Consider the following 12,866-nt stretch of genomic DNA (forward strand, 5'->3'; position numbering starts at 1 on the left):
CTGCCTCAATTCGCCAGGGATTGCCGCGCCGCGCCGTCGAGATAGCGGGCATAGGCCTGTTTCAGCTTGTCGGTATGGGTCGTCTCGGGGACGGCGACGTCCCACCAGTTGCCCGCCTCGCCGAAGCCGGGGCCGGGAACTGCGGTGGTGTCGATGACGATCACCGTCGGGATGTCGCGCCCGCGGGCGGCGGCGATCTGCGCCTGAAGATCGGGGATGTCCTTCGCCTTGACGGCATGGGCACCCATCGCGCCCGCATGGGCGACGAAGTCGATCTGCGGCTGCGCCTCGATGTTGCAATCCTTGTAGAGGTTGTTGAACTCCTCTCCTCCGCAGCCCTGCTGCAGGCGGTTGATGCAGCCATATCCGCGGTTGTCGGTCAGGATCACGGTGAAGGGCACGCGGCGCATGACCGCCGTCGCCAGTTCGCTGTTGGCCATCATGTAGCTGCCGTCGCCCACGAAGCACAGCACCTCGCGGTCGGGGCGGGCCAGCTTCAGCCCCATCGCGCCGGCCAGCTCGTAGCCCATGCAGCTGAAGCCGTATTCCATGTGATAGCCGCCCTGGGCGGGCTGCCACAGCAGCTTCAGCGCGCCGGGCATGGTGCCCGCGGCGCACATGGCGATGCTGGCGGGCGTCGAGGCCCGCTGCACCGCGCCGATCACCTGCGCATCGGTCGGCAAGCCGTCGCCCGATGGCGCTGCGCAATGCGCGTCCACGGCGGCCAGCCATTCCGCGCGCGAGGCGACGTCCACCTCGGGCAGGCGATGATCCCCGAGCGCGCCGCCCAGGGCCTCGATCGCGACGCGCGCATCGGCGACCAGGCTGGTGCCGCCATGCTTGAACGCGTCATAGGGCTGCACGTTGATCCCGACCAGGCGGGCATCGCCGAACAGCGTCCGCGACCCGGTGGTGAAATCCTGCATCCGCGTGCCGATGCCCAGGATCAGGTCGGCCTTGCGCGCCGCGGCATTCGCCGCAGCCGAGCCGTCCACACCCGCCGCGCCAAAATTCATCGGGTGGCTCTGGGACAGGGCGGACTTGCCGGCCTGGGTCTCGATCACCGGGATGTTGTGGCGCGTGGCGAAATCGGCCAGCGCCTTCTCGGCCCCGGAATAGATCACGCCACCGCCCGCGACGATCACCGGCGCATGGGCCGCGCGGATCAGGTCCACGACCTCGGCCAGTTCGCGGGCATCGGGCTCGGGGCGGCGAATATGCCAGACGCGCGGCTCGAAGAAGGCCACGGGCCAGTCCCACGCCTCGGCCTGGACATCCTGGCAGAAGGACAGCGTGACGGGACCGCAATTGGCGGGGTCCGTCATCACGCGCATCGCGCGCGGCAGCGCGGTCAGCAGCTGTTCGGGGCGGGTGATGCGGTCGAAATAGCGGCTGACGGGGCGGAAGCAGTCATTCGCGCTGACGGTGCCGTCGTCGAAATCCTCGATCTGCTGCAGCACGGGGTCGGGGCGGCGATTGGCGAAGACGTCGCCGGGGATCAGCAGCAGCGGCAGCCGGTTCACATGCGCAAGCGCGGCGGCGGTGACCATGTTCGTGGCCCCCGGCCCGATCGAGCTGGTGACCGCCTGCGCGCGACGCCGGGCATGGCCCTTGGCAAAGGCGATGGCGGAATGCGCCATGGTCTGTTCGTTCTGGCCGCGCCATGTGGGCAGGGCATCGCCGATGCCGTGCAGCGCCTCGCCCAGGCCCGCGACATTGCCATGCCCGAAGATGGCCCAGACGCCCTCGATGAAGCGTTCGCCGGTCTCGGTCATCTGGACGGACAGCCAGCGCGTCATGGCCTGCGCGGCGGTCAGGCGGATGGTCATGCCGCTCATGCGTGCTCCTCCTGCTTGCGGGTATTGGTGTTCGCGCGCGCACGGTCCCACAGGGCCGACAGGCGGGCATAGCGTTCGGCCATCTGTTCGACGGCGGCGGCATCGTCCATCGCGCCCTGCATCCACGCGCGGGCGGCGTCGCCGAAGATGGTGCGCCCGACGGCAAAGCCGCGCACCAGGTCGAAACCGGCGGCGACCTCGAAGCTGGCCTGCAGTTCGGCCTCGGGGGCATCGAGGCCCAGCACCACGATGCCGCGCGTGTGGCGGTCGTGATCCTCGATGGCGGCGATGGCGTTCTGCCAGCCCGCGCGGGTCTTCATCGGCTCCAGCTTCCACCAGTCGGGATAGACGCCCGCGGCATAGAACTGGCGGATCAGCGTGGCGGTGGTGGTGTCGTCCACCGGACCGACCTTCGAGGGGATCACTTCCAGCAGGAATTCCAGCTGGTTGCGGCGACCGGCCTCGAACAGGCGCCTGACCGTGGCCTCTTGCGCGGCGCGAGTCTCGGCATCGTCGTCGGGATGGCAGAAGCACAGGACCTTGATGACGTTCTCGCGGGCCCATTCGACCAGCGTGCCGCAATCGCTGCCCAGTTCGGGTTCCAGCTGCAAGGGACGCGATCCCGGCCATTCGCAGGGGCGCCCGATCCACAGCCCGCTGCCGCTGGCACGGTGCAGGGCGCTGCGGCCGATGCGGTTGTCGCACAGGATCCCGTATCCCGAACCGCCATCCGCGACGCGCAGCGCCGCATCCAGGCACAGCTCCTTGAACCGCGCACCCTTGGCTTGGTCGTAACCGGGCATCTCTTCCAGTTGCAGGCGGTGGTCGAAGGCGAAGACGCGCATCTCGGACCAGTCGCCCGCGTTGCGGCTGGCGCGGGTCGTGGACCAGTGGATCTGTTCCAGTTCGGGATCGTTGCGCAGATCGGGGCGGACAACGCCGCGCTGCAGGAAGAAGTCCAGTTCGGCAAGGCTGGGATAGGCCGGGGTGCAGCCGTGGCGGCTGACGGCGAAGGCCCCGCAGGCATTGGCGTATTTCAGCGCGGTCGGCCAGTCGGCATCCTCCAGCCAGCCCTTCATCAGCCCGGAAAAGAACCCGTCGCCCGCGCCCAGCACGTTGAACACCTCGATCGGGAAGCCGGGACCGGCCTCGCCGTCGTCCAGGCTGTCGGGGATGTCGCCGGTAAAGGCCACGGCCCCCTTCGCGCCGCGCTTGCAGACCAGCGTCGCCCTGGACACCGCGCGGACCGCGCGCAGTGCCGCGACCGTGTCGGTGGTGCCGCCCGCGATGTGGAATTCCTCTTCGGTGCCGACGATCAGGTCGAACAGATGCAGCGTGCCCTGCAGCTTGGCGGTGACGGCGGCGCTTTCGACAAAGCGGCTCTCGCCGTCGCCATGACCCGCGACGCCCCACAGGTTCGGGCGATAGTCGATGTCCAGCGCGGTGCGCGCGCCATGCTTGCGCGCCAGTTCCAGCGCCTTCAGCACGGCGGCCTCGGTCTGCGGATGGCTCAGATGGGTGCCGGTCGCCAGAACGCTGCGGGCCCGGGCGATGAAGCCCTCGTCGATATCCTCGGGCGACAGGGCCATGTCGGCACAGTTCTCGCGGTAGAAGATCAGCGGAAACTGATCCTCGTCGCGGATGCCCAGCAGGACCAGCGCGGTCAGGCGTTCGGGATCGGTCGCGACGCCCGCGGTCTCGACCCCCTCGCGGGCCAGCTGCTCGCGGATGAAGCGGCCCATATGTTCGTCGCCGACCCGCGTGATCACGGCCGAACGCAGCCCCAGCCGCGCCGTCCCGCAGGCGATGTTCGTCGGGCTGCCGCCGATATATTTCGCGAACGAGCCCATGTCCTCGAGGCGGCCACCCACCTGCTGGCCATAGAGATCGACCGACGAACGGCCGATCGTGATCACGTCGAGCGTCTTCATTGCAAACTTCCTTCCGGGCAGAGGGCACGCCCGCCGGGCGCCGCGCCTTCGCAAGAGATGATTTCGGTCGGGCCCCACCCGCCGCAGGTTCGTGACACTCACGGGGTGGCGGTCGCGGATGATGGGCATCCATCGACCGCCGACCCCGTGGGTCATCCGCCGGAACCAGGGGAGGTGCTGGCCCGCGGAATTGCCGGACCCGGCCCCGGGCGGGGCCGGGCACCGATCAGATGGTGCCGCCCAAGCTGCCTTCCAGGGTCGCAAGCTCCTGCCCGCCGGCCATCAGGTCCTGCAGCTCGGCGGCGTCGATCTCGCCCTTCATGGCCGTGCCCAGGGTCTGGCCGCGGTTCAGCACCGTGAAGCGGTCGCCCACCGCCAGCGCGTGGCGGACGTTGTGGCTGATGAAGACCACGCCGACCCCCTGGCTGCGGACCCGCGCGATGGTCGCCAGCACGTTCGAGGTCTGGCGCACGCCAAGCGCGCTGGTCGGCTCGTCCAGGATCAGCACCTTGGCCCCGAAATAGACCGCCCGCGCGATGGCGACCGTCTGGCGTTCGCCGCCCGAAAGGGTGCCGACCGCCTGGTCCGGTGCACGCAGGTTGATGCCCATCTTGCGCATCTCCTCCATGCAGATCGCGTTCGCGGCATCCAGGTCGAAGCGCTTGACGAAGCGGCCCTTCTTCGGCTCTCGGCCCATGAAGAAGTTGCGGGTGACCGACATCAGCGGGATCATCGCAAGGTCCTGGAAGACGGTTGCGATGCCCGCCTCCATCGCGTCGCGGGGGCTGTCGAAGGACATCGGCCTGCCCTCGAAGCTGATGCTGCCCGCCGTCGGCTTGTGGACGCCCGACATGGTCTTGATGAAGGTCGACTTGCCCGCACCGTTGTCGCCCAGCAGGCAGTGACATTCGCCGGGGCGCACGTCGAAGGTGACGCCGTTCAGGGCGATGACGTTGCCGAAGTGCTTCTTGATGCCTTCCATGTGGATGATGGGATCGGTCATGTCAGCGCTCCCCCGTCACGCGCTTGCGGATCGCGTTGTTGAAGACCACGGCCAGAAGCAGCATCGCCCCCAGGAAGACCTGGAACCAGTCCTGGTCGAAGCCGGTATAGGTTAGCCCGATGGTGACCATGCCGAAGATGATCGCCCCGAAGAAGGCACCGATGGCCGACCCGTAGCCGCCGGTCAGCAGGCAGCCCCCGATGACGGCCGCGATGATGGCCTCGAATTCCTTCATGAAGCCGCGGCGGGCATCGGTCGATCCGGTGTCGATCACGGTGATGATGGCGACCAGGGCGGCCGCGCAGGCGGTCAGCATGAACAGCGAGATCTTGACCCGCCGGACCGGCACGCCCGAATTGCTGGCCGCGTTCTTGTCGCCGCCGGTGGCGAAGATCCAGTTGCCGGCAGGCGTGCGCAGCAGGATGAAGGTCGCGATCAGGGCCATGGCGATGAACCACAGGATCTCGACCGGGATGCCGGGGATGCTGGGGGCGCCGTTGCGCAGCGTGGGCACGATGCCCGCATCCGCCAGCCACACGAACAGCCAGCCGAACGCATCCCCCGAGAACAGCGGCGTCAGCCAGTCGCCCTCGACCGCGTCGCGCACGCCGCGCAGCTGGGTCGAGCCGCCGGTGAACAGCTTCAGCCCGACCAGCGAGGCACCGCGCAGGATGAACAGGAAGGCCAGCGTCACGATGAAGCTGGGCAGGCCCGTCTTCAGCACGATGGCGCCGTTGACCGCGCCCATCGCGGCGGCAAAGCCCAGGGTCAGCGGGATCGCGAAGATCAGCGGCAGGCCCATGTTGACCACCAGCACCCCGAAGATCATGCCCGCGAAGGCCACCATCGAGCCGATGGACAGGTCGAACTCTCCGCCGATCATCAGCATGGCGGCGGCGATGCCCAGGATGCCCAGCTGCGCGGCGGGCGTCAGGAAGTTCATGACCCCGGCCAGCGTGAACATGGAACCGCTGGCGGTCACCATGAAGAAGATCGTCACAAGGATCACGCCGCCGATCGCGCCCAGCTCGGGCCGCTTCATCATGCGGGTCGTGAATGATTCGGACTTGATGCGCTCGTCCGTCTGCGCGGTGGCATCCACTGCCATGGGTTCTCCCCTCCCCTGCCCTTGGATCGTGGAGCGGGCGCGCCGGAACGCGCCCGCGGCTGTCACGTGATCAGCGAATGCCCTGTGCGGACAGTTCGATGACCTGTTCGGCGGCCTCCTGGGTGACCAGGTTCGGACCCGAAGGCACGTCGCCGCCCGGCACCAGGCCGTATTCGGCGTTCAGCGCCAGGAACGTCACCGGCAGGTAGCCCTGCAGGAACTGCTGCTGGTCGATGGCGAAGGCGGCCTTGCCGTCCACGATCGCCTGCAGGAAGCCCGCCGACAGATCGAAGCTGGCAACCAGCACGTCGTCGCGGCCCAGCATGTCGACGGCGGCCACCGCGGGCTCGCCCACCAGGCTGGCGCCGAGGCCCAGCACGGTGTCCACCTCGGGATCGGATTCAAGCGCGGCACGGACCTTGGACTGGACCTCGGTCGGGTCGGCCATGGTCGGGATCACCTCGACCGGGTTGCCGAAACCCTCCGCGAAACCCTCGCAGCGCATGTCCAGCGCGACGTTGCCGACCTCCTGGTTGATGCAGACGCCCTTGGTGCCGCCCATCTCGGCCAGCTTCTCGCCCGCGGCCTTGCCGGCATCGAATTCCGACTGGCCGACATGCAGCAGCGCGCCCAGTTCCTCGGCCACGTCCGAACCCGAATTCATCGAGATAACCGGAATGCCCGCATCGACCGCACGCTGGATCGACGGCCCGAGCGCGTCCGCATCCGGGATCGAGACGACCAGCCCGTCGGGCTGCTGGTTCACGGCGGCGTCGATCAGCTGGCTCATGGCCACCATGTCGAACACCTCGGGCGAGCGGAAATCGACGGTCGCGCCGGTATCCTCGCCCGCCTTGGCGGCACCGTTCTTGACAACCGACCAGAAGGGGTCGTTCGCCTGGCCGTGCGCCACGACGATGATGTTCTGCGCCATTGCCGGGGCGGCGATGGTCATCAGTGCTGCAACGGCGGCTGCGGTCTTCAGTTTCTTCATTCTTTCCTCCCTGGTTTCAGACTGCGCGAAGGGGACTCCTCAAACCCCTCCGGCGGGTTCAACCGCGCCCTGATGCGGGCGCGGATCTCAGCTGCCCATGGCCCTGATCGCCCGGACCGACCGGGCAAGCATGTCCTCGAGCGTATCACGGAAACCCTCGCCCTTGTCCGTGTTGAACGGATCGGGGCCGGGGGCCGCGGGTTCGATGATGACCGGGCCGGCATAACCGATGGCATCCAGCGCGGCGAATTGCGCGGCGAAGTCGGTATGACCGTCGCCCAGCCCGCCCCGGTTGGAATCGGCCGCATGGTACAGCCCGATCCGGTCGCCCCCGGCACGCAGCGCGGCGGCGGGATCGGCCTCTTCGATGTTCATGTGATAGGCGTCGGGCAGAAGCGTCAGGTTTTCCGCGCCGACACGGTCCAGCAGCGCCAGACCTTCGGCGACGGTGCGGACCTGGTGGCTTTCATAGCGGTTCAGGATCTCGAAGACGACGGGCAGGCCCGCATCCGCGGCCCAGCCGCAGATCTTGCGGACGCTGTCGTCCAGCAGCGCATCCTCGGTCGCCTGGTCGGCGACGGGGCGGATGCGCTGGACCAGGCCGTGGCAGCTGATGCGCGGCTGGTGGCCAAGCGCGACCGCCCAGTCCATCAGCTTGCGATAATAGTCCAGCGCCTCGGCGCGGACGGCCTCGTCGGGATGGCTGATATCGGCGTCGCCCGGCGTGATCGAGAAGATCCGAAGCCCCGCGTCCCGGAAGATCCGGCCCGCCTCGGCAGGGTCCAGCGACAGGTCGCCATGCAGCTCGACCCCGTCCATGCCCGCGCGACTGACGCGGGCGGCGATGCCGGCGAGGTCCTCGTTGCCGAAGATCCAGGTGCAGCAGCCGGTATCACGCATTGCCGCCACCCAGCATCTCGGGGGTGATCTCGACCGGCTGACCGGTGGCCTGCGACCGGGTCGCGGCCTCGGCGCAGGCAAGGGCCGCGACGCCGTCGCGCAGGGTCGCGGGCATCTCGGTGCCGTTCTCCAGCGCCTCGACGAAGGCGTTCCACTCGATCTCGTAGGCGCGCATGTAGCGTTCGAGGAAGAAGTAGACCGGCTTGGCCGATGCCGCGCCCTCGGTCGTGATCTTCTCGACCGTGTTCTCCAGCACGTTGCGCGCCGACAGCAGCCCGTCCGAGCCCAGAAGCTCGATCCGCTGGTCGTAGCCGTAGCCCGCGCGGCGCGAGTTCTTGATGACGGCGATGCGCCCATCGTCCCAGGTCATGGTGACGGCGGCGGTATCGACATCGCCCGCGGCGCCGATCTCGGGATCGACGATCGACGACCCGACGGCGGTGACGCGGCGCGGCGCGCCCCCGAACAGCCAGCAGGCGATGTCGAAATCGTGGATCATCATGTCGCGGAACAGGCCGCCCGACACCTTGATGTAGCTGACCGGCGGCGGGGCCGGATCGAACGAGGTGATGGACAGCAGTTCGCCCTTGCCGATCTCGCCCGCGGCGAAGGCGGCCTTGAGCGCGGCGAAGTTCGGATCGAAGCGGCGGTTGAAGCCGATCATCACCGGCTTGCCCGTCGCCTCGGCGCGGTCCAGCGCCTGCAACGCGCGCTCCAGCGACAGGTCGACCGGCTTCTCGCACAGGACGGCCTTGCCGGCGGCGGTCGCACGCTCGATCAGGTCGGAATGCGTGTCGGTCGAGGTCGCGACCAGCACCGCGTCGATCGACGGATCGGCGATGATGTCATCGACGCTCCGGGCCTCGGCACCGATCTGGGCCGCAAGGGCCTCGGCCGCGGCATGGTTCACGTCGGCGATGGCCACGACCTTGCTGGCCTTGGTCGCCGTCATGGATTTGGCATGGACCTGGCCGATACGGCCAGCCCCAAGAAGCGCCACCTTCAGCATCCTGCACTCCCCCCTCGAATCACTTGCAGAACTATCTCCTGACGCAACGTCGCACGTCTTTGCACGCGCGTGCAATCATTTTCTGCACGCGCGTGCAAATCGCTTTGCCAGAAGCCCTCGGCAGGATAAGGTCGGCACATGGAAGACATTCGGGACAATGACGGCGCGGTCACCGCGGACGATGTCGCGGCGGCGGCAGGCGTGTCGCGCTGGACGGTGGCGCGCGCGTTCAAGAAGGACGCATCCATCTCTCGCAAGACGCGGGACAGGGTGCTGGCGGCGGCGGATACGCTTGGCTACGTGCCGGACCTGTCGGCGGCATCGCTGGCATCGGACCGGTCGAACCTGGTGGCGCTGCTGACCAACGATTTCAACAACCCCCACAAGCTGGTCCTGCTGGAACGCCTGACGCGCATGCTGTGGGGGCGCGGCTGGGGCACGCTGCTGGTGCACATGTCAGAAAGCGAGGATGCGTCGGCCGCGCTGATGGCGGCCAGCCAGCGCCGCGTGGATGCCGCCGTGGTGATCGGCACGCGATACGACGACACGCTGCTGGAAACCGCCCTTGGCGCGCGGCGCGTGAAGAAGCTGGTGATCTTCGCCCGCTACAGCCAGAATCCGAACACGCTGACCCTTGCCTGCGACGACGAACTGGCGATGCGCGACATCGCGGACCACCTGCTGGACAAGGGGTATCGCAGGCCGGTCTTCCTGGCCGGTCCCGACACGCAATCGGCCAAGCTGCTGCGCAAGCCGACCTTCACCTCGTACTGGCAACAGCGGACCGGGACCGAGGTTCCCGCCATCCATGCCGACGCCTATGCCTTCGATCCCGCGATCGACCGCGTCTGCGCCATGCTGTCCGAGGCCCCTGCCGAAACCCGCCCCGATGTCCTGGTCTGCGAGAACGACATCCTGGCCATCGGCGCGATGGACGCGATCAGGTACCGGCTGGGCCTGCGGGTTCCGCAGGACATCGCGGTGACGGGGTTCGACGACATCCCGCTCTGTGCCTCGCCGGCCTACGGGCTGACGACCTATCGCCAGCCGATCACGCAACTGGCCGAGAAGCTGCTGGACGTGCTGGAGGGCACCCAGACCGAGAACGTGTTCCTGCCGGGCCGCTTCGTCGCACGCGAATCGACCTGAATGCTCTGGCCCTCGGGGCGGGCGGCGCTTATGTCTTGGCCATGCAAAAGCTTGACCTGCCCGAACGCCCCGACCTTGCACGCATCGCCGACGAGGCGGGCTTCACCTTCGCCAGCATGCATGGCGAACCCTATTGGGACGAGACCAGCGCCTATCGCCTGACGCTGGCCCAGGTCGAGAACGACATCGAGGACCCCGCGACCGAGCTGCACGCCATGACGCGAGAGGCCGTGGCCCGCATCGTGACCGACCACAAGCTGATGGCGCAGATGGGCATCCCCGAGAACCGGATGGACCTGGTCTCCGACAGCTGGAACCGCTCCGAGCCCGAGCTCTATGGCCGGATGGACCTGGCCTATGACGGGACCGGGCCTGCCAAGCTGCTGGAATACAACGCCGACACGCCGACCTCGCTGTACGAAAGCGCGGCGTTCCAGTGGCAATGGCTGGAAGATCAGCTGGCGGCGGGGCACCTGCCGCAGGGCGCCGACCAGTTCAACGGCATCCACGAGGCGCTGGTCGAACGGCTGCGCGACCTGTTCCCCGAAGGCACCGACCTGCATTTCACCGGCGCCCCCGACAACCCCGAGGATTACGCCACGGTCGAACAGATGGGCTGGGCCGCGCGCGAGGCGGGCCTGGGTGCGCATTACCTCGACCTGGACAAGGTCGGCGTCAGCAAGGGCGGGCAGTTCGTGGACGACCAGGACCGCGTGATCGGCACGCTGTTCAAGCTGTATCCTTGGGAAGACCTGCTGCGCGACGATTATGCCCGCCACATCAAGGGCGCGGGCTGCCTGTTCATCGAACCCGCGTGGAAGGCGGTCGTGTCGAACAAGGGACTGCTGCCGGTCCTGTGGCAGATGTTCCCCGGCCATCCGAACCTGCTGCCCGCCTTCTTCGCCGATGACGTGGCCGATGCGCTGGTCGCGGGCGGACGCCCGGCCCCGCATGTCGGCCGCGCCTTCGACGCGGTGGCGGGCGATTTCGCACGCGCCCACGTGGTCAAGCCGATCTTCTCCCGCGAGGGGGCGGGCGTCGGCATCGTCGAGAACGGCACCGTGACCGAAGCCTCGCAGAACCGCGACTACGACGATCATCCCCGCATCGTGCAGGGCTATGCCCCCCTGCCCGAATTCGGCGGCTTCCGGCCCGTGATCGGTGCCTGGATCGTGGGCGAGACCTGCGTGGGCATGGGCATCCGCGAGGATGCCAGCCGCATCACCCAGGACCTGTCGCGCTTCAAGCCGCATTTCATCGCCGACCCCGCGGCATAGGGCGGCAAAGGAGGAGAGCATGAGAAAACGTTCGAGAACCGTCGCGCTGACCATCCTCGGCGCAGCAGCCTTCACCGTCGCGGGCTGCCGCGACGAACAGGTCGAGGCCCAGGCCTATCCCGATCTTGCCAGCTGCCAGCAGGCCGCCGCGAATGGCGGGCTGTTCACCGCTGACCAATGCGACCAGGCCTTCGCCGAGGCCGAGGAGCTGCATGTCGAATCCGCCCCCCGCTATGACAGCCTTGCCGTGTGCGAGGAACAGCATGGCGAAGGCAATTGCGGGTCCGAGGCGCAGCAGAACGCGGGCGGCGGGGGCAGCATCTTCATGCCGCTTCTGGCAGGCTATCTGATCGGGAACATGCTGGGTGGCGCGGGTCGCGGGATGGCGGCGTCGCAGCCCATGTACAACAACGGCCAGGGCGGATTCACCAACGCCTCGCGGACGACGAATTTCGGATCGAACGCGGGCCGCGCCACGATGGCCAGCCAGCAGTTCACCCGCCCCGCCGCGACCGCCGGCAAGGCGCCGATGACGCGGGCGACGGCCACGTCGCGCGGCGGTTTCGGCAGCGGCACGCGCAGCTTCGGCGGCTGATCAGCCCCCGCGGCGCGTGCTGTCGCGGGTCATCAACCTGAACCCCAGGTCCAGCGCATAGCCGCGCGGCTGGCCGCGACCCTCCAGCCGGTCGCGGATCAGCCCGATCGCATCGCGCCCCATGCGCAGCCGGTCCACCGCGACCGAGGTGACCGACGGCTCGGCCGCGGACATCATCTCGAGGTCGTTGAAGCCGCAGATGCCCAGGTCCTGCGGCACGCGGATGTTGCGGCGGCGCGCCTCGAACAGCACGCCAAGCGCGATGTCGTCATTGTTGCACAGCACCGCATCCGTGCGCGGGCTGCGCGACAGCAGGTCCGCGAACAGCCGGCACCCAAGGCTGACCGAGGACGGCTCGGGCGTGGTCACGACCGGATCGTCGGTGCCGATCCCGGCCTGGGCCAGGCAGTCGCGGAACGCCTGCAGGCGCTGCTGGCTGCGCGGGTCCATCTGCGCGCCCAGGAAGGCCGGCGCACGGTAGCCCTGCGCCAGCAGATGCGCCGCCCCCGCGCGCGATGCCTCGTAGTGGGACAGGCCCACGGCCATGTCGATCGGCGCAGGCCCGACCTCCATCAACTGCACGACGGGACATTCCGCGGCGATCAGCGCCGCGCGGGCGGCGGGCGACTGGTCGTGACCGGCCACGATCAGGCCAGCAGGCCGCTGCGACAGGAAGACCCGAATCAGCTCCTCCTCGGTCAGGGGGGAATACCGGGTGTTGCCCATCTGGACGCTCAGCGCGCTGCCTTCCAGCGCGTCATAGATCCCGCGCGTCACATCCGCGAACACATTGTTGCTGACCGACGGGATGATCACCCCGACGACATCCGTCCGCCCGGACGCCAGCGCCCGCGCGGCAGGGTTCGGGACATAGCCCAGTTCGCGAATCGCCTGGTCGATCCGGGCGCGGGCCTCGGGGGACACCTTGGCCGGATCGCGCAGCGCACGCGACACTGTGATAGGGCTAACACGGGCCTGGGCGGCAACCTCTGACAGCGTGATCTTGCGCGATTTTTCCATGATTTGGCAAACTAGCGCCAGTTGCGGGAAAGGAAAGCCTCT

Annotated in this window: 11 protein-coding genes; 3 read left to right on the forward strand and 8 right to left on the reverse strand. The window is 68.3% G+C overall.

All coding sequences use genetic code 11. The annotated features are described in order from the left end of the window. Positions 1 to 5: 5 nt before the first annotated feature. From iolD to iolG, 7 genes are all read right to left on the reverse strand, one after another. Positions 6 to 1,838 (reverse strand): 3D-(3,5/4)-trihydroxycyclohexane-1,2-dione acylhydrolase (decyclizing), encoded by a 1,833-nt coding sequence (gene iolD / locus F804_RS0106945; RefSeq protein ID WP_022707023.1) that lies wholly within the window; start codon positions 1,836 to 1,838, stop codon positions 6 to 8. Then, entirely contained in the window at positions 1,835 to 3,769 is a 1,935-nt protein-coding gene (locus F804_RS0106950) for a bifunctional 5-dehydro-2-deoxygluconokinase/5-dehydro-2-deoxyphosphogluconate aldolase (RefSeq protein WP_022707024.1), read from the reverse strand. The genes iolD and F804_RS0106950 overlap by 4 nt, the downstream gene beginning before the upstream one ends. 226 nt (positions 3,770 to 3,995) lie before the next feature. Further along, positions 3,996 to 4,772: an ATP-binding cassette domain-containing protein gene (locus F804_RS0106955; RefSeq protein WP_022707025.1), complete on the reverse strand. Its 777-nt coding sequence runs from the start codon at positions 4,770 to 4,772 to the stop codon at positions 3,996 to 3,998. A gap of 1 nt (position 4,773) precedes the next feature. After that, positions 4,774 to 5,880: an ABC transporter permease gene (locus F804_RS0106960; protein WP_022707026.1), complete on the reverse strand. Its 1,107-nt coding sequence runs from the start codon at positions 5,878 to 5,880 to the stop codon at positions 4,774 to 4,776. A 70-nt stretch (positions 5,881 to 5,950) separates the two neighbouring features. Continuing rightward, a complete protein-coding gene (locus tag F804_RS0106965; protein ID WP_022707027.1) occupies positions 5,951 to 6,874 on the reverse strand; it encodes a sugar ABC transporter substrate-binding protein in 924 nt (307 codons plus the stop codon). Between the two features lie 87 nt (positions 6,875 to 6,961). After that, the gene (locus tag F804_RS0106970) at positions 6,962 to 7,774 is read right to left on the reverse strand and encodes a sugar phosphate isomerase/epimerase family protein (RefSeq protein ID WP_022707028.1); all 813 of its coding nucleotides are present in this window, start codon (positions 7,772 to 7,774) and stop codon (positions 6,962 to 6,964) included. Next, positions 7,767 to 8,858: an inositol 2-dehydrogenase gene (iolG, locus tag F804_RS0106975; RefSeq protein ID WP_281166814.1), complete on the reverse strand. Its 1,092-nt coding sequence runs from the start codon at positions 8,856 to 8,858 to the stop codon at positions 7,767 to 7,769. Before iolG ends, F804_RS0106970 begins: the two co-directional genes overlap by 8 nt. 63 nt (positions 8,859 to 8,921) lie before the next feature. Here iolG and F804_RS0106980 point away from each other — a divergent pair, with 63 nt between their 5' ends. From F804_RS0106980 to F804_RS0106990, 3 genes are read left to right on the forward strand one after another with little or no spacing between them, the layout of a single operon-like run. Next, complete coding sequence (locus F804_RS0106980) at positions 8,922 to 9,932, forward strand: LacI family DNA-binding transcriptional regulator (RefSeq protein ID WP_022707030.1); 1,011 nt, start codon at positions 8,922 to 8,924, stop codon at positions 9,930 to 9,932. A gap of 41 nt (positions 9,933 to 9,973) precedes the next feature. Continuing rightward, positions 9,974 to 11,209: a glutathionylspermidine synthase family protein gene (locus F804_RS0106985; protein WP_028725730.1), complete on the forward strand. Its 1,236-nt coding sequence runs from the start codon at positions 9,974 to 9,976 to the stop codon at positions 11,207 to 11,209. Between the two features lie 19 nt (positions 11,210 to 11,228). Next, entirely contained in the window at positions 11,229 to 11,804 is a 576-nt protein-coding gene (locus tag F804_RS0106990; protein ID WP_022707032.1) for a DUF1190 domain-containing protein, read from the forward strand. Here F804_RS0106990 and F804_RS0106995 read toward each other — a convergent pair whose 3' ends face one another. Then, a complete protein-coding gene (locus tag F804_RS0106995) occupies positions 11,805 to 12,824 on the reverse strand; it encodes a LacI family DNA-binding transcriptional regulator (RefSeq protein ID WP_022707033.1) in 1,020 nt (339 codons plus the stop codon). Positions 12,825 to 12,866: the final 42 nt, after the last annotated feature.

Source organism: Paracoccus zeaxanthinifaciens ATCC 21588 (assembly GCF_000420145.1).
Lineage (GTDB): Bacteria > Pseudomonadota > Alphaproteobacteria > Rhodobacterales > Rhodobacteraceae > Paracoccus > Paracoccus zeaxanthinifaciens.